Origin of the sequence: Halomonas sp. AOP43-A1-21, assembly GCF_052376775.1 — a bacterium.
Lineage (GTDB): Bacteria > Pseudomonadota > Gammaproteobacteria > Pseudomonadales > Halomonadaceae > Vreelandella > Vreelandella colorata.
Genome location: NZ_JBQSWC010000036.1, coordinates 11,429 through 28,947 on the forward strand (window position 1 = coordinate 11,429; position 17,519 = coordinate 28,947).

Annotated in this window: 17 protein-coding genes; 1 reads left to right on the top strand and 16 read right to left on the bottom strand. The window is 56.6% G+C overall.

Translation table 11 applies throughout. From position 1 onward, the window contains the following. Nucleotides 1–57: 57 nt before the first annotated feature. From der to ACT3R7_RS17335, 14 genes are all read right to left on the bottom strand, one after another. Entirely contained in the window at nt 58–1,461 is a 1,404-nt protein-coding gene (der, locus tag ACT3R7_RS17270; protein ID WP_018918138.1) for a ribosome biogenesis GTPase Der, read from the bottom strand. Continuing rightward, the gene (gene bamB, locus ACT3R7_RS17275; RefSeq protein WP_192538598.1) at nt 1,458–2,627 is read right to left on the bottom strand and encodes an outer membrane protein assembly factor BamB; all 1,170 of its coding nucleotides are present in this window, start codon (nt 2,625–2,627) and stop codon (nt 1,458–1,460) included. Before bamB ends, der begins: the two co-directional genes overlap by 4 nt. Continuing rightward, complete coding sequence (locus ACT3R7_RS17280; RefSeq protein WP_192538599.1) at nt 2,624–3,280, bottom strand: YfgM family protein; 657 nt, start codon at nt 3,278–3,280, stop codon at nt 2,624–2,626. The genes bamB and ACT3R7_RS17280 overlap by 4 nt, the downstream gene beginning before the upstream one ends. 81 nt (nt 3,281–3,361) lie before the next feature. After that, on the bottom strand, nt 3,362–4,657 hold the full coding sequence (gene hisS, locus ACT3R7_RS17285) for a histidine--tRNA ligase (protein WP_192538600.1): 1,296 nt from the start codon (nt 4,655–4,657) through the stop codon (nt 3,362–3,364). Between the two features lie 45 nt (nt 4,658–4,702). Continuing rightward, nucleotides 4,703–5,818, bottom strand: a complete 1,116-nt coding sequence (gene ispG, locus ACT3R7_RS17290) for a flavodoxin-dependent (E)-4-hydroxy-3-methylbut-2-enyl-diphosphate synthase (protein WP_193090812.1) — start codon at nt 5,816–5,818, stop codon at nt 4,703–4,705. Between the two features lie 8 nt (nt 5,819–5,826). Continuing rightward, complete coding sequence (locus ACT3R7_RS17295; RefSeq protein WP_193090813.1) at nt 5,827–6,792, bottom strand: RodZ domain-containing protein; 966 nt, start codon at nt 6,790–6,792, stop codon at nt 5,827–5,829. Nucleotides 6,793–6,832: 40 nt separating this feature from the next. After that, a complete protein-coding gene (pilW, locus tag ACT3R7_RS17300; protein WP_193090814.1) occupies nt 6,833–7,567 on the bottom strand; it encodes a type IV pilus biogenesis/stability protein PilW in 735 nt (244 codons plus the stop codon). A 121-nt stretch (nt 7,568–7,688) separates the two neighbouring features. Then, complete coding sequence (gene rlmN / locus ACT3R7_RS17305) at nt 7,689–8,873, bottom strand: dual-specificity RNA methyltransferase RlmN (RefSeq protein ID WP_192538604.1); 1,185 nt, start codon at nt 8,871–8,873, stop codon at nt 7,689–7,691. Nucleotides 8,874–8,958: 85 nt separating this feature from the next. After that, nucleotides 8,959–9,384 (bottom strand): nucleoside-diphosphate kinase, encoded by a 426-nt coding sequence (gene ndk / locus ACT3R7_RS17310; protein WP_018918130.1) that lies wholly within the window; start codon nt 9,382–9,384, stop codon nt 8,959–8,961. Nucleotides 9,385–9,568: 184 nt separating this feature from the next. Then, nucleotides 9,569–9,895 (bottom strand): HesB/IscA family protein, encoded by a 327-nt coding sequence (locus tag ACT3R7_RS17315; RefSeq protein WP_192538606.1) that lies wholly within the window; start codon nt 9,893–9,895, stop codon nt 9,569–9,571. 31 nt (nt 9,896–9,926) lie between these two features. Then, nucleotides 9,927–11,102, bottom strand: a complete 1,176-nt coding sequence (locus ACT3R7_RS17320; RefSeq protein ID WP_193090815.1) for an aminotransferase class V-fold PLP-dependent enzyme — start codon at nt 11,100–11,102, stop codon at nt 9,927–9,929. A gap of 53 nt (nt 11,103–11,155) precedes the next feature. Next, nucleotides 11,156–11,623 carry a Fe-S cluster assembly transcriptional regulator IscR gene (gene iscR / locus ACT3R7_RS17325; RefSeq protein WP_192538608.1) on the bottom strand — a complete coding sequence of 156 codons (468 nt, stop codon included), beginning with the start codon at nt 11,621–11,623 and terminating at the stop codon, nt 11,156–11,158. A 78-nt stretch (nt 11,624–11,701) separates the two neighbouring features. Further along, entirely contained in the window at nt 11,702–12,577 is an 876-nt protein-coding gene (gene cysE, locus ACT3R7_RS17330; RefSeq protein ID WP_193090816.1) for a serine O-acetyltransferase, read from the bottom strand. Between the two features lie 146 nt (nt 12,578–12,723). Continuing rightward, nucleotides 12,724–13,464, bottom strand: coding sequence for an RNA methyltransferase (locus ACT3R7_RS17335; RefSeq protein ID WP_193090817.1), 741 nt, complete (start codon nt 13,462–13,464; stop codon nt 12,724–12,726). Between the two features lie 171 nt (nt 13,465–13,635). Between ACT3R7_RS17335 and ACT3R7_RS17340 the strand changes: the two genes are divergently transcribed. Further along, nucleotides 13,636–14,430: an inositol monophosphatase family protein gene (locus tag ACT3R7_RS17340; protein ID WP_193090818.1), complete on the top strand. Its 795-nt coding sequence runs from the start codon at nt 13,636–13,638 to the stop codon at nt 14,428–14,430. Between the two features lie 204 nt (nt 14,431–14,634). Here ACT3R7_RS17340 and secF read toward each other — a convergent pair whose 3' ends face one another. Both secF and secD read right to left on the bottom strand, forming a co-directional pair. Then, nucleotides 14,635–15,561, bottom strand: a complete 927-nt coding sequence (gene secF / locus ACT3R7_RS17345) for a protein translocase subunit SecF (protein WP_192538612.1) — start codon at nt 15,559–15,561, stop codon at nt 14,635–14,637. A 94-nt stretch (nt 15,562–15,655) separates the two neighbouring features. Beyond that, entirely contained in the window at nt 15,656–17,509 is a 1,854-nt protein-coding gene (gene secD / locus ACT3R7_RS17350; protein WP_193090819.1) for a protein translocase subunit SecD, read from the bottom strand. Nucleotides 17,510–17,519: the final 10 nt, after the last annotated feature.

Consider the following 17,519-nt stretch of genomic DNA (forward strand, 5'->3'; position numbering starts at 1 on the left):
ATAAAAAACGCCTGCTGAGTTATTCAGCAGGCGTTTGATGATTAGTGCTATAGGCGTCTAGCGGCGCTTCTGGCGCGCCTCTTTGGTGCGGTTAAGCTCGCGTTTCTTGGCCTTCTCTTTATCGCTGGCTCCCGCCATATGATCAAACGGGTTATCGCCCGAACGGAACTCAAAGCGCATCGGCGTGCCGCGTACTTTAAGAACCTTACGGAACGTATTGATCAGGTAGCGGCGATACGCTTCGGGCACCGACGCGGTCTGGTTACCGTGCACCACGATGATCGGCGGATTGCTGCCGCCCTGGTGGGCCATACGCAGCTTGATACGCCGCCCATTGACCATCGGCGGTGGATGCTGGCTGACTGCGTCTTGCAGCAAGGTGGTCAAGCGGTTGGTGGACCAGTGCGCGTTAGCGGCGTTAAACGCCCGCTCAATCGATGGGTACAAATCACCCACCGCCGTGCCGTGCAGGGCCGAAATAAAGTGCATTTCGGCGTAGTCGGCAAAGCCCAGGCGGCGCTTGATATCCGAGCGCATTTTTTCTTTCGCTTCGCTTTCCACACCGTCCCATTTATTGATGGCAAGCACCAGCGCGCGCCCGGTCGTCAATACGTAGTCCAGTAGGTGTAAATCCTGTTCCACCAGGCCGCTGCGGGCATCCAGTACCATCACCGCGACGTGAGACTCTTTGATCGCATCCAGGGTTTTGATAATGGAAAACTTTTCAGCAATCTCGCTGACGTTCTTACGCCGCCGAATACCCGCGGTGTCGATCAAAACGTAAGGCTTGCCGCGCCGCTCGAAGGGGATTTCGATAGCATCGCGCGTGGTGCCCGCTTCATCAAACACCACGACCCGTTCTTCGCCGAGCATCCGATTGACCAGCGTGGATTTACCCACGTTCGGGCGGCCAATGACGCCAATGCGAATGCCTTTGCTGCCGGTGTCGGCAGGAATGCTGGCATCCCGCTCGGGAAACGGTTCAAGCACAACATCGATCAGCGTGGAAACGTTGCGCCCGTGTGCCGCTGCAATCGGCCAAGGGTCGCCCAGCCCCAGCTTCCAGAAGTCAGCCATGGCCGAATGCTCTTCCAGGCCGTCGATCTTGTTGACCACCAGCCAGGTTTTCTTCTGGTTGACGCGCAGGTGGTTGGCAATGGCTTCATCGGCCACGTTCAATCCAGCGCGGGCATCGACCAGGAACAGGACAATATCGGCTTCATCAATCGCCGCCAATGACTGTTCGGCCATGGCTGCATCGATGCCTTCTTCATCACCGCTGATACCGCCGGTATCAATCACGGTGTAGGTCTTGCCCCCCAGCATGCCGTTACCGTACTTACGGTCGCGGGTCAGGCCGGGAAAATCAGCGACTAACGCATCACGCGAGCGCGTTAGTCGGTTAAACAGAGTCGATTTGCCCACATTGGGGCGGCCGACCAAAGCAATGACGGGTGTCATGGAGTAACTTCCAGGGTTTCCAGGCGACCATTGTTGGCCTGGACATGAATGGTGCTGCCTTCGGTAACCGGGACGACGCTAATGCCAGAGCTATGAACCCGGGTGCGTCCCACGACGCTACCTTCACGCACGTCGATCAGGTGGAGATAACCTTCAAAATCGCCCACCACGATGTTGCCACTGGCAAAGGCCGGGGCGGTTAACCAGCGATCTTCAAACTTATCATTACGCCAGACTTCCTGACCATTACTGGCATCAAGGGCAACCACTTGGCTGTCGTCGGTAACCACGATCAGGTAATCGCCCACCAGGATCGGCGTGTGGCGGCTAGAGATGTTGCTTTCCCAGAGTACATTGCCGCGAGTGGCTTCCAGCCCCACGACCCGGCCGTTATAACTGGTCACAAACAGGCGGCCGTCAGGGGTGATCAGCGGCTGACCAGAAAGATCGACCAGGCGCTCTACTTCGCTACGTCCACTGGGGGTTGCGATCTGCATATCCCAAAGCGGTTGACCGTTACGGTTATCAAGCGTTGCTAAGCGACCGTTGGCCATGCCGACAAACGTAACCGGCTCGATCACCATGGGCGTACCCGTACCGCGCAGGGTAAGGGCTGGCTGGGAGCTGGTGTAAACCCAACGCTCTTCACCGCTGAGGCGGTCAAGCGCCGTTACCTGGCCATCCACACTCTGCACGATCAGCAGCTGCTGGTTGGCCTGAGGAGCCGCGAGTACTTCGCTGGAAACGCTGGAGCGCCAGCTTACGCTGCCGTCACGCTGGTCAAGCGCAATGACTTCACCGTTGCTCGTACCCAGATACACGTGACCGGCAATCGCATTCAGTGCGCTGGAAACCGGTGCGTTAAGCTCTACCCGCCACTCACGCTCACCGCTTGCGGCGTTAAACGCCATCACCAGGCCTTGAGCGTCAGCGGCAAACACCGTGTCGCCTTCACGTGCTGGTGCAATGGGGTTGCGTGCCCGGCCCAGGCCGTCGCCCACATTGTGGCGCCACTGGGTTTCAAGCGTGGCGGATTCATTAAAGCTTTGCAGCTCTTTTGGCGTATAGGCGGGCTCACCCTTGCTGGCGCAACCGGCCAACAAGGCAAGGGCAACTGCTCCGAACGTTACGCGCATGAGCTGTTTGGATAGACGCAGATTCATCATTGAGTCGCCTCCTCGGCGCCAAGATCGTCAAGCTTGAATTGCACGCCGTAAAGCGTCTGGTTCTGATTTTCAGCAAGCTCTAACGCATTTTGCCAGGCGCTACGGGCTTGTTCGGCTTGGCCAAGGGCTGCGTAGGCATCGCCGCGCACATCGGCTTGCTGAGCAGCCAGCGCTTCGCTGATAGGCTCATCAAGCAGGCTCAGTGCTGCTTCAGGGTTGCCATTGGCGACTTCGATACGCGCCAAGCGCAGCCAGGCCAGACTTTGCACATAGCGACGCGAAGAGTCGTTGGCTACCTGCTCAAGCGACGCTTTGGCCTCGTCCAGGTTGTCCTGCTGAACGGCTAAACGGGCATCCATCAGGAGGGCAAGTTCGGCATAAAGCGTTTTGCCGTAATCGTCGGTGAGTTCGCTGATCAGCTCACGCGCGCTGGCGGTTTGCTGTTCGTCGAGTTCGCTTGCCATGGCAATATTGACCAGCTGCTGGTAGCGAACCGAGGCGGCTTCCGACTGACCTTCCTGATAGTCTTGCCAGGTATGCCAGCCAAACACGCCCGCAGCGGCAAGAGCGGCACCTGCAATCAGCGAAGTACCATTCTCTTTCCACCAACGCTTAACGACTTCCAGCTGTTCTTCTTCGCTTCGATCCGCCACGGGCGGTCTCCTATTACCTAAAACCGCCGCAGCATAGCGACGATTAGTTATTTATCAGCACGCAGCGCGTGCCTGTTTAGCTTAGCGGACCAGCAGCTCGTCTAGCGCAGAAGAAAGCGTTGCCTGACTCACGCGCTGCTGCTCGCGATCATCACGCAAGAACTTGAGCGTGACCGCCTGTTCGGCAAGTTCTGTCTCGCCGAGCAAAATGGCCACGGGCGCCGCGCTTTTATCGGCTTTTTTCATACGACTTTTGAAGCTGCCGCCGCCGCAATGAAGCTGCAGACGTAAATCGGGGAGGTCGCTGCGAAGCTGCTCGGCAAGCGTTAGCGCGGCAATCGTTGCGCTATCGTCCATGGGCACAAGATAGACATCACAGCCACCCAGCGCTTCATCGGGAACCAGATTTAGCGTCTCAAGCAGCAGAATCAGCCGCTCGATACCCATTGCGAAACCCACCGCCGGGGTCGGCTTGCCGCCCAGCTGTTCGACCATGCCATCGTAACGTCCGCCAGCACATACCGTGCCCTGGCTACCCAGCGCGCTCGTGGTCCATTCGAACACCGTGCGGCAGTAGTAGTCGAGACCACGCACTAGGCGAGGGTTGATCACAAAGGGAATGCCTGCCGCATCGAGCATAGTTTTGAGCTGCTCGAAATGCTCACGCGATGCATCATCAAGGTGATCCATCAGCTGCGGCGCGCCGTTGAGCATGTCGGCCATGGCCGGATTTTTGGAATCCAGAATGCGCAGCGGGTTGCTGATCAGGCGACGCTGAGAGTCCTCGTCAAGAATCTCGCGGTGCTGCTCAAAATAGGCCACCAGCTTTTCACGGTAGGCCACACGCGCCTCGGCAGAACCCAGTGAGTTAAGCTCAAGCGTGACATGCTCAAACAGGCCCAGCTCTTTCCATAGGCGCGCCGAGAGCAGAATCACTTCGGCATCGATATCCGGCCCTTCAAAGCCGTACGTTTCAACACCCACCTGGTGAAACTGACGGTAGCGGCCTTTTTGAGGACGTTCATGACGGAACATCGGACCCTGGTACCAGAGCCGTTGGGTCTGGTTGTGTAACAGGCCGTGCTCCATCGCCGCACGTACGCAGCTGGCCGTACCTTCTGGACGCAGCGTCAGGCTATCGCCATTGCGATCGTCAAAGGTGTACATCTCTTTTTCGACGATATCGGTTACTTCGCCGATAGAGCGAGCGAACAGGGCGGTTTGTTCAACAATGGGCGTGCGAATTTCATCGAAGCCATAGCGGTGCATCAAATGACGCACTTTAGACTCAAAAAATTGCCAGCGAGGGCTATCGCTGGGCAACAGGTCGTTCATACCACGGATGGCTTGAATCTTTTTAGCGGCGGACTTGCTCAATGAAAACTCCTTATTCTGCATCCTGGCTGATGCATGGGCCCGGCGCTAAACGCTGCGGGCAATCATGTCATCTTCTTGCTGCTGTTTTTGGCGCACTTTTTCGCGGATCAGCCGCTCCAAGTCATCCACTAAGTGGTCGTTACGCAGCTTGCTGGCCGGTTTACCGTCGATATACACCAGGTTCGCGGGGCTGCCGCCGGTCAGGCCGATATCGGTCTCTTTTGCTTCACCCGGGCCGTTAACCACGCAGCCGATGACTGAGACATCAAGCGGTGTCATTACGTCTTCCAGGCGCTCTTCAAGCTGGTTCATAGTGCTGATAACGTCAAAGTTCTGCCGCGAGCAGCTGGGGCAGGCGATAAAGTTGATCCCCTTGGCGCGCAGGCGCAGGCTTTTGAGCATATCAAAGCCGACCTTGATCTCTTCCACAGGGTCGGCGGCAAGTGACACACGAATCGTGTCGCCGATGCCGTCCATCAGCAGCATACCGAGACCAATAGATGATTTAACGGTGCCCGAGCGTAGCCCGCCAGCTTCGGTGATTCCCAAATGAAGCGGCTGCTCGATGCGGTTGGCAAGATCACGGTAAGCCGCGACGGCCATAAATACATCCGAGGCTTTGACGCTGACCTTGAACTCTTGAAAATCGAGCCGATCCAGGTGGTCGATATGACGCATGGCGGATTCCACCAGCGCGGCAGGCGTGGGCTCGCCGTACTTCTTCTGAAGATCTTTTTCCAGCGAACCGGCGTTAACGCCAATGCGGATAGGAATACCGTTATCGCGCGCCGCACTCACCACGGCGCGTACACGGTCTTCACGGCCAATATTGCCGGGGTTGATGCGCAGACAGTCAACGCCCAGTTCGGCGACGCGCAGAGCGATCTTGTAATCAAAGTGAATGTCCGCGACCAGCGGTACGTCAACCAGCTTTTTGATCTTGCCAAAGGCTTCGGCGGCATCCATATCCGGTACCGAGACGCGCACGATATCAGCGCCAGCCTTTTCCAGCTGCTGAATTTGACCAACGGTAGCCGCCACGTCCAGCGTGTTGGTGTTGGTCATGCTTTGTACTGAAATAGGCGCGTTTCCGCCTACCGCCACATTGCCGACGTGAATTTGACGGGACAGGCGGCGTTTTATCGGAGAAGGGGCGTGCATAAGACGGGTCACTCTCCCAGGGTAAATCGGGCTACATTGTTGGCGCCGGCGCGCTGTGCAAGATCGACCTGCTCACCTTGATAGCGCAGCACGACGCCAGTGGCGTTTCCTACGGTTAAGCGAAACGGCGGCTCACCTTCAACGGTTGCGGTGGTGCCGGGCGTTTGCAGGCCAACAAACACGCGTTGGTTATTGGCATCGAAAATTTCGGTCCAGGACTGCTCGTTAAACGTAAGCTCCATCCGGTTGGCATTGCCCGCCGGAGGTGCCGTTTCCTCTTCGTCAGCGGCATCCGCTTCGGTGGAGGCGGCAATATCCAAGGCCGCGACATCGCTCACTGTGGGGGCTTGTTCGTCGTTTGAAGCTTCCTGCGCTGCAGCATTGCTTTCAGTCGCATCCGCCGCATCGCCAGCGCTGTCAGGCTGGCTGACCTGCTCTGAAGATAGAGCAGGCGTCGTGGGCGGTGTGGGTTCGGCACCTTCATCGGCTGCGGACATAGGTTCGCCGCCTTCCTCTACGGGAGGGTTATCACCAAAGCTGGGCGGCTCGCTGCCACCGCGGCTTTGCCACCACATGACGGTCACGCCGATCAGACCTGCAATCACCAGTACCGTGACCAGCCTAAAAAGCCAGGCACCAAGCTTTGAGGGCGGGCGGCTAACCGATACGGGGGCTACTTTACGTTCGGTATCCGCAACGCCATAGCGCTCCTGATAAGCATCTAAAACCAGGTGCTCGTTAAGACCCAGGTATTTAGCGTAGGAGCGCAGGTAGCCTCGGCGATAGGCGGTAACCGGAATTTCGTCATAGCGGTCCTGCTCAAGGCCTTCGACAACGGCTGGGCGCAAATTGAGCGCTCGGGCAGCTTCGCCCAGCGGTACGCCTAGCTGTTCACGCTGGCGTAACAAAATCTCGCCGGGTGAGGCGGCTGTGCGGGAAGTAGTGACGCTATCTTGTAACTGTGTGTCGCTCATGGCTGAGCATCCTTAAATAATTAGGTGATCAGGGCGTCAATTAATAAGTGCCAAGCCTGCGCTGGTAGTCAGCTGCCGTCGCGTGGTCGCCTTGGGCGCGGGCGATATCTATCGCCATTTCCAGCGCTGCTTGGTCTGGTCCGGCCAACTGCAGGTAGGTTTGCAGCGGCGACCAGGCATTACGGTAATTGCCCTGGGAAACTTCCAATTCGGCTAATAAAAAATATCCCCGCGGACTTTGCGGGTCGATACGCTGCGCGCGGGCTAAACGTCCGCGCGCTTTATCAAATTCTTCCAGCGCCAGATAACATTGGCCCAGGTTAGTGAAAAGCTGGGCGCGATTGGCATACTGGGCATCTTGGGATGCGTGTTCCAGCTGTTCGCAGGCGGCGGCAATATGCCCCTGCTGATACAAAAATGCCGCGTAGTTATTACGGGCACGGGTAAACATGGGTGCGACATCAATGGCCTGTTGAAAATACGTATTAGCCAGTTCAACGTCGCCCTGCTGTTGATAAACCAGCGCCAGAGCCTGCAACGCTTCGCCGTGGTTGGGGGCGATTTCCAAAGCCCGCCCTAAAGCGGCACGTGCCCTGGGCAGGTTATCACGTTCCAGGTACGCGACGCCCAGTTGGGTGTAGGCATCCTTGGCGTCGGTGTTGGCCTTGGCAGGCAAATCGTTTGACGTGGCACAGCCAGCTAGCCACACACTGCTGAGCAAAGCAGCAAGTATGGGCACCCGCAACGGGTTAAAATGCCTGCAGTGACCAATCATAATTGCCTTTGAGAAATCATAGCTGCTCTCGTGGTGTAAATCGCCAACTGACCGCCGACACGACGCATAAAAACGTGTCCATCAAAGCGCCGTGCTCGTCGGAAGTCAAGATAAGCACCGTTTAGTCAGCGTCAAGCTGCACGGATTGGATGTAGCGTGCGCTGCGTTTGGTGCGGTCTTTTACGCGGCCCACCAACTGACCACAGGCGGCATCAATATCATCACCGCGGGTGACACGTACCGTGGCGTTGTACTCCAGATCGTAAAGCCACTGTTGAAAACGCATCACCTGATTGCGTGAAGGCTTCTCATACCCTGAATTGGGGAACGGGTTAAACGGTATCAGATTAATCTTACAAGGCAGCTCTTTAAGCAGAGCGGCTAGCTGTTCGGCGTGCTCCTGCTGGTCATTCACGTCTTTGATCAAGGTGTACTCGATCGTGACTTGGCGATTATCCGGGCATTTGGATAAATAGCGATGACAAGCATCCAGCAGCATGCGGATGTTGTACTTGCGGTTGATCGGCACCAGCTCGTTACGCAGCTCGTCGGTCGAGGCGTGTAGAGAAATGGCCAGGCTGACGTCAATTTCGTCGCCCAGTTTGTCGATCATGGGGACAACGCCAGAAGTAGACAGCGTGACGCGGCGTTTGGACAAGCCATAGCCGTTATCGTCCAGCATCAGCTTCATAGCGGGCAGCACGTTGTCGAAGTTGAGCAGGGGTTCACCCATGCCCATCATGACCACGTTGGTGACCGGGCGGTTGGCGGTGTCACGGCGCGGACCTACGCTGCGCTGGGCAACCCATACCTGGCCAATGATTTCGGCAGCGGTTAAATTGCGCTGAAAACCCTGTTTGCCGGTAGAGCAAAAGCTACAGTCCAGTGAACAGCCAACCTGGGAAGACACGCACAGCGTGCGGCGTTTACCGTTCTCGGCCGGAATTAGGACTGTCTCAACGTAGCTTCCGTCTTCGACTTCAAGCACCCACTTGCGCGTACCGTCGCTTGAAGTGCCTTCATAAATAACGCTGGGGCCACGAATCTCTGCCACCTTCGCCAGCTTTTCCCGCAGTGGCTTAGACAGGTTAGTCATGGCGGTAAAGTCGTCGCTACCTTCCTGGTGGATCCATTTCATCAGTTGGGCGGCGCGAAACTTCTTCTCGCCAATCGACAAAAAGAACGCTTCCATCTGTTCGCACGACAGCCCCAGCAGGTTCTGGCGCTCAGGCGCTTTTTCCGCTGGCGTTACACTGTCAGACGTGGATTGGGGAGCGGGCGTATGTTGGGCTACGGTGGTGGTCATGGCGGTCAGCGTTCTGGAAAGGGGCGGGGGCAAAGCCCCCGCGAAAATGGCCGGCAACGAACGTTGAAACGGCGCCGCTAATTAATTAGCGCGGGCAGATTTCATCGTTACCGAAGAAGTAACTAATTTCACGCTCAGCACTTTCAGGAGAATCGGAACCATGGACAGCGTTGGCGTCGATTGTTTCCGCAAAGTCAGCACGGATAGTACCCGGTGCCGCTTCTTTCGGGTTGGTTGCACCCATCAGATCACGGTTTTTGGCAATGGCGCCTTCGCCTTCCAGTACTTGAACAACCACCGGGCCTGACGTCATGAAGCCAACCAGGTCTTTAAAGAACGGACGCTCTTTGTGCTCAGCGTAGAAGCCGCCCGCTTTCTCTTCAGAAAGGTGGGTCATTTTAGCGGCAACGACCTGCAGGCCGGCTTTTTCAAAGCGCGCGATGATGTCGCCGATCGCATTTTTAGCAACGGCATCGGGCTTGATGATAGACAGAGTGCGTTCAGTAGCCATGTAAATATCTCCTTGAGGCCTTTAAAAAAAGTGATAAAGCAGAAATTGCCGCCTCGGCAAGCCGGGGCGGCGAAGGAAAATCGTTTCGGCAAGCGTACGGTCGTGTTCACCGTTTACCGAGTGGGCGCGATTATAGCGCCTCAAGCCAACATTGAATACCGATGATGACATGGGCGCCTGCGTATTACACCGTAAAGCTTTCGCCGCAGCCGCATTCGTCTTTTACATTCGGGTTATTGAACTTGAAAAAGCGGTTCAATCCTTCGCTGACATAGTCCACTTCGCTGCCGTCGAGCATCTCAAGCGCATCGGGCGCTACATACACGCTGGCACCATGATCTTCAAAGTGAATTTCGTCATCGCCGACTTCATCTGCAAAATCCAGCACATAGCTATAGCCCGAGCAGCCGCTGGGTTTGACCGATACGCGCAGGCCTAAACCCTGACCGCGCTCATCAAGCACATGGCGGATCTGTTGTGCGGCAGCTGAGGTAATGTTGAGTGTTGCCATGGGGCGTCCTCCTAAAAAATGCGCCAGCCGCTTAGCGTGGCAGTGTTCGTAAACCGCTCACCGCATGGCGAATGAGGGTTAACGCATGGTCAATATCGTTTTGGGTGGTGAAGCGCCCAAAGCTAAAACGTAGCGAGGAGAGCGCCAGGCCGCGCGGAATGCCTACCCCCAATAATACATAAGACGGGTCAATGCTTGCCGAGTTGCAGGCCGAGCCGGTGGACACGGCGACATCGCGCAGGGCCATCAGCAGCGACTCACCATCGATACCTTCAAACGCAAGGTTCAGGATGTTGGGTACCGCCCGGTCAAGCGGTGTATTGGCTACCACCCCGTCAAGATCGGCAAGCCCAGCCAAAAAGCGCTGTTGCAGGTTGGCAATATGCGCCTGATCCTCGGCGTATTCTTTATGGATGAGTGCAAAGGCTTCACCCATCCCGGCAATTTGATGGGTGGGCAGGGTGCCTGAGCGCATACCGCGCTCGTGCCCACCGCCATGGATCAGCGCTTCAAGGCGGATGTCGGGGTGGCGCTTAACATACAGCGCGCCAACCCCTTTGGGTCCGTAGGATTTATGCCCGGAAAGCGACATCAGATCGATTTCCTGAGCAACTACATTCAGCGGAATTCGGCCCACGGCCTGGGCGGCGTCGGTATGAAAAACGGCGCCGAATTCGTGGGCGATGGCGGCGAGCGCGGCAATGTCGTTAATGCTGCCCAGTTCGTTGTTCACCGCCATTAACGAAACCAGCGCGGTATCATCGCGCATGGCGGCGCGTAGCTGCTCGGTTGTGACGGTGCCATCCTGCCCAGGCGTTAGCCAGGTGATTTCAAAACCTTCACTTTCCAGCGCAAGGGCAGTGTCCACGACTGCTTTATGCTCAATGGTCGAGGTCACCAAATGCATGCCGCGTTCGCGGTTGGCCCGCATGTAGCCAATCAGCGCCAGGTTATTGGCCTCTGTCGCGCCGCTGGTCCAGACGATTTCGCGCGGATCAGCACCAATCGTGTCGGCTACCTGACGACGTGCCTGCTCGACTACCTGTTCGGCCTGCCAGCCCAGCATATGGCTGCGCGAAGCGGGGTTGGCAAACAGCTGATCAACCGTCAGGTAGCGCTGCATAACCTCGGCCACGCGGGCGTCTACCGGCGCGGTGGCGGCGTAATCCAGATAAATCGGTAGCGAAGGTGTGGTTGTCGTCGTCATGGGAACCCGCTTAATTCAAAAGCGCCAGATAGCGATAGTGTGCCGCTTGGCCATTACGGTGATGAGGCGAGAATACCCGCTTCAACACGATTTCTTTGCCGCGAGGCAATACGTAGTACATCGGGGCGCTGCATCAATTGGGCAAGCGTGATGTCATCTAAAAAGTGCCGAATCTGGCCGGATAGTTCGCACCACAGATGATGTGTTAAGCACGTGTTGCCCTGTTGGCAGTCGGATAACCCTTGGCAGCGCGTGGCGTCTACCGTTTCATCCACGGCGTCAATCACCGCTGAGACGCTGATATCGCTTGCCGGTTTGCTCAGCAGATAACCACCGCCTGGACCGCGAACGCTACGCACAAGCCCTGAGCGGCGAAGCCGGGCAAACAGCTGCTCAAGGTAGGAGAGTGATATCTCCTGACGCTGCGAAATATCCCCCAGGCTGGTCGGGCCGTATTGATCATTCAGGGCCAGATCAAGCATGGCGGTAACCGCGTAACGGCCTTTGGTAGTTAAACGCATGACAGGCACCTCGACGCTGAACCTTCAGCGTGCTCCCGACAAATGTGCTGCCATTATGGGAAAGCCCGAGTAGTTTGGTCAACCATTACGCGGCGGCAGGCTATCATCGTTAATGCCTATCTCGGGCTTGCCTGGCTGTGTGGCGGGCTTTTCCGGGGCGGCACAGCCAGTGTTGTGTTCATCCAGCACGCCAGCAAAGTCTTCATCGCGTAGTTTCGGTAGGTGCCCATCGTGGTAGTTGGCGTCCAGCTTGCTTAGCGTTGAGCACATACGCTCAATGCGCTCGTCCACGGCGTGCATATGATCGAGCATCGCCTGCATGGAGCGGGCGACAGGGTCGGGCATATCCTGACTTACCCCGTAGGCATCAAAGCCGAATTTCTGGCAAATCGCTTCGCGGCGGATCGGGTCCACATCCAGCGCCTCTTCTACATCTGGGTCGGCGCGCTTAACGATTTTGCCGGGTATGCCGACAACGGTGGCACCGGGGGGTACTTCTTTAGTGACCACTGCGTTAGAGCCGATTTTAGCACCTGCACCTACGGTAAAGGGGCCGAGTATTTTAGCACCCGCCCCGACAATCACGCCGTCTTCAAGGGTGGGGTGACGTTTGCCTTTATTCCAACTGGTGCCGCCAAGCGTCACGCCTTGGTAAAGCGTGACGTTATCGCCCACCAGCGCCGTTTCACCGATCACCACGCCCATTCCATGATCGATAAAAAAGCGCCGCCCTATGGTGGCGCCAGGGTGAATTTCAATACCGGTCAGCCAGCGGGAAAACGTGGAGAGCGTTCGGGCCAGCCATTTTAGATTTTTTTTCCATAGCCAGTGACCGCAACGGTGAATCAGCAGCGCGTGGAGGCCTGGGTAGTTGGTCAGAACCTCTAAAAAGTTACGGGCCGCCGGGTCGCGGTCAAATACGCTGTTAATATCTTCACGTAGGCGTTGGAACATGGAGGATCCTTGGGTCAGCTCAGGCACGACGGTCAATAAAACGGCCAGTTAAGCAATTAAAATACCGTTAGCAGGGTAGCGAGGTTGGGGCACCTGACAGTAACTTCAAGTTTACGCCTGCCCTGCCTATTAAAGTGGTTCGGTTATTACTTGCCTGCCGCTTTTTCAGTGGCAGATAAAATGCCGCGTAAAATATTCATTTCCATTTTCTCTGGCCGCGCGCGCAAATAGAGCCGGCGCAGCCGCGCCATCAGTTGGCGAGGTTGTGCTGGGTCGTGAAACTCAATCGTGATCAGCGTGCGTTCCAGGTGTTCAAAATAGCGCTCTAACTCTTCATGAGTTACTAGGGCTAATTCATCATTCGCATCAGGCACAGGCGCGGCACCTTGCTGGCTTAGCCAGGCCATGCGGCACTCATAGGCCAGCACCTGCACCGCGGCGGCCAGGTTAAGCGAGCTAAAATCTGCGTTGGTGGGAATATGCACATGGGCATGGCAGCGCTGAAGCTCGGCGTTGGTCAGGCCGCTATCTTCACGACCAAAGACCAGCGCTACGCGTGAATCAGGCGTTTGGCACTCGCCAGGCAGACGATCCGCCACTTCACGAGGGGTTAGCATGGGCCAGGGGAGGGTGCGCGAACGGGCGCTGGCGCCCACCGCTAGCGTGCAGTCGGTCACGGCCTCTTCAAGCGTCGCGTGTACGCTTGCCTGATGCAAAAGGTGGTCAGCACCGGAGGCGCGGGAAATACTGTCTTGGGTAATGATTTCACAGCGAGGAGCGACCAGAGCTAAATCGGCCAAGCCCATATTGTGCATGGCGCGGGCAACGCCGCCTATATTGCCGGGATGACTGGTGCCGATTAAAACAATACGAATACGTTCAAGCATAGTGATGGGGCTCGGTGGATAGGGCTCGGTAAGCGGGCTTGATGATCAAAAGCGGAAAACGGCCAGTTTAGCACGAGTCGATAGCATGCCTGCGAGTGGTCTGCTAGAATTGCGCGCCAAAGGCAACCCCCTGCCTACTGTTCTTTAACATCACTGCGACAAGGCCCGATCATGAATCCGATGGTCCAATTTACGTTGCGCGCAGCGCGCAGCGCGGTTGAACAATTTTTACGTGTCCGTGAACGTATCGAAAACGCCCATGAAGAGTCCAATCTTGACCGCCTGCTAGAAGATACGGCGCGCAAGGCTGAAGCGACTATTGTGCATCAATTGGAGCGCGGCTACCCCCTGCACGGCTACGTTGGCCGTTATACTTCACACAAATCAGGTGAAGGCGAGGGTGCTGATACCGTCTGGAAGATTGAACCCATGCATGGCTACTCTAATTTAGCGGTGGCGAGTAAAGGCTTTGCTCTCTCAGTGGTGTGTCTTGTTAAAGGCCGTCCGGAACACGCGGTGGTCATTTCGCCGTTTGGTGATGATGAATATATCGCCAGCCGCGGCCGCGGCGCTCAGCACAATGGTAAACGTATGCGGGTTAGTAAACCTACTGCGATTACCGGCACGCGCCTGGCCATGAGCCTTCCCGAAGCCTGGCTGCGCCCTCGTAATCTCCCTGCCTATCTTTCCGTGACCCAACAGCTTGCCCCCCAGGTAGAAACGCTGTTGGCAACCGGTAGCGGCCTGCTGGATATGTGCGAACTGGCTAGCGGTCGTGTTGATAGCGCGTTTGTGCTGGGTATGGAAGAGCAGGATATGCAGGTAGGCAGCCTGATTCTTAAAGAAGCCGGTGCGCTGATGGGCACGCCCGATGGCCAGCCCAGCGTCAAGGTAGAAGGGCAGCTGATGGCCGCAGGCCCACGTCTGTATAAAGCGCTGATCAAGCAGCTGGCGCCGCATTTTTAAGTAGTGAATGGTAAGTGGTAAATAGTAATTGGTGAGTTGTGAATGGTGAATAGTGAGTTGGTGAATGGTGAATGGTGAGTTGTGAGTTGTGAATAGTGGGTAATGAATAGCTATTTATTATTTACGTACTAAAAAGGCCCTGCCGGGTTATTTCGGCAGGGCCTTTTTGTTGGCTGCTTATCAGTGTTGGAACACCGCTTTCTTTCAGGGCAGCTCTTCTTCCTCTTCATCAATGGCTTTCTTGGTGGGGATCAGGTCCTCACGCGAAAGTTTGAGCGGAAGCAGCAGGGCACCCGAGATGTAGATGGAGGAGAACGTACCCACGCCGATGCCGATCAGCAGAGCGATCGCAAAGTTCTCGATCATATCGCCGCCGAGGATCAGCAGGGCAATCAACACCAGCATTGTGGTGCCGGAGGTGGCCAGCGTCCGCGACAGGGTGGCATTGATCGCTTCGTTAAAGATCTGCGGCATATCATCGATACGCGAGGTGCGGATTGTTTCACGAATGCGGTCATACACCACGATCGTATCGTTTAGTGAGTAGCCGATAACCGCCAGAATAGCCGCCAGTACCGTCAGGTCGAACTCCAGCTGGAACAGCGCGAAGATGCCCACCACGATCATTACATCGTGAAGCAGGGCTAAAAGCGCCCCGATGGCAAACTTGTACTGGAAGCGGAAAGCGACATACAGCATTACCACGCCGAGTGCGACCAGCAGGCCCAGGCCGCTTTGATCACGCAGTTGGTCACCTACTTGGGCGCCGACGAACTCGGCACGCACCAGGTTGACGTTTTCACCGCTGGTGCGCAGCAGGTTGACGACATCGCTGCCCACATCAGGGTCAAACGCTTGCTGCAAACGGATCAGAACCTCGGTTGAGGCGCCGAAGGTTTGTACCGAGACATCCCTAAAGCCGCTATCCACCATCAGTTGGCGGATAGCATCCAAAGAGGGTGCTGCGCCATAGCGAACCTCAATCAGCGTGCCCCCGGTGAAGTCGAGCCCCAGATTGAGCTGTTGGAACACCAGGGCGCCAATCGACACAATCAGCATTACAGCAGAGACGATGAACGCCAGGTTGCGCCGTCCCATAAAGTCGATTTGCAGGTTTGATAGGGGTTTCATTACCACCTCTTAAATTCTGGGCTGAGCGCGTGGTTCAGGTTCATGCTCTTCAGGTCCATGCTCTTCAGATCCATGTTCTTCAGATCCATGTTCTTCAGATCCACAGCTTTTTGACGGGTTTGCTGCCGTAGGTCAGGTTGACCATGGCGCGTGTCACCATTAGCGCGGTGAACATGGACGTCAAAATGCCGATAGAGAGCGTGACCGCAAATCCTTTGACCGGGCCGGTACCAATCGAGAACAGGATCACCGCGACTAACAGCGTGGTGATGTTGGCATCGACAATCGAGGTAAAGGCGCGCTCGTAGCCTGCATGAATGGCCTGCTGAATCGATAGCCCGTTACGCAGTTCTTCACGTATGCGCTCAAAGATCAGCACGTTGGCATCCACCGCCATACCCAGCGTCAGTACGATACCGGCGATACCCGGCAGGGTGAGTGTGGCGCCCAGCATCGACATTACCGCGACCAGAATCGTCAGGTTGAGGGCGAGAGCAACGTTGGCAAAAATACCGAACACTTTGTAGCGCGCCAGCATAAACAGCACTAGCAGCAGCAAGCCGATTTGCACCGACAGCAGGCCGCGATCGATGTTTTCCGCACCCAGGCTTGGGCCAATGGTGCGCTCCTGCACGAAGTAAATCGGCGCGGCCAGCGAACCGGAACGTAGCAGCAGCGCAAGCTCAGCGGCTTCTGTCGGCGAGTCCAGGCCGGTAATCCGGAAGCTGTTACCCAGTGCGCTTTGAATGGTCGCTAAGCTGATTAGGCCGCGCTCAACATAAGGCTCGCGCTCAATGGTTTCTTCGCCGGTATCCGGGTCGGTGACCACCGTGTCTTCGCTCTTATGCTCGATGAACAGCACCGCCATGTTGCGGCCGATATTGGTGCGCGTGGCGCGGTTCATCAGCGTGCCGCCGGTGCCATCCAAATTGATATTTACCTGCGGACGACCGTTTTCATCGAAGCTATTGCTGGCGCTGGAAACGCTGTCGCCGGTAATGATTACGTCGCGCATCAGCTCGGCCGAGCGTGCTGCATCATTACGGAATGAGAGGGTTTCGGTTTCTGCATTAGGCGTGTCGTTGCGTGCTTCCAGGCGGAACTCAAGGTTCGCCGTCGCGCCCACGATCCGCTTGGCCGCTACGGTGTCCTGTACGCCGGGTAGCTCGACCACAATCTGGTTCGGCCCTTGGCGTTGAACCATTGGCTCGGCAACACCCAGCTCATTCACCCGATTACGCAGGGTGGTTAAGTTTTGGTTGATCGCGTAGTCCTGAATTTCGTTGACGGTCTGATCGCTCAGCGTCATCACCAGCGAAGAAGACCGACCACTGCCTTGCGTGCTGTATTCGAAATTGGGGAAGTCACGGCTAATCAAGCGGCGTGCGCTGTCGCGGTCTTCAGAGCTTGCAAAGTCGATCGACAGCGTACGGTCTTCAACCTCGGTGTTGCGATAACGAATACGTTCGCTGCGCAACAGTTCACGCATGGCGCTGGCATTGACTTCCAGGCGCTGGGTGAGTGCCGCTTCCATATCCACTTCCAGCAGGAAGTGAACGCCACCGCGCAGATCAAGACCCAGCGTCATGGGGGAGGCGGAAAACGCCTGCAGCCATGGAGGCGTGGCGTCTGCAAGGTTAAGTGCCACGGTTGCATCGCTGCCTAAGAGATCAGCGGCAATATCGCGAGCGCTTAGCTGGTCATCATTGTTGCGCAAGCGAATCAGCCACTGGCCGTTTTCTTGCTCAGAGGCTTTGACGACGATGTCGTTTTCTTCAAGTGCGCTTTCAACGCGTTGGATTTGACGCAATTCCAGCGTGTCACCCTGGGCGCTGCTGAGCTGAATAGCGGGATCTGCGGGGAATAAGTTGGGAAGCGAATAGATAAGGCCAACCACCAGGACGACCAGTATCAGTAGATACTTCCACAGGGGGTAACGGTTGAGCATGCAAGCCCTG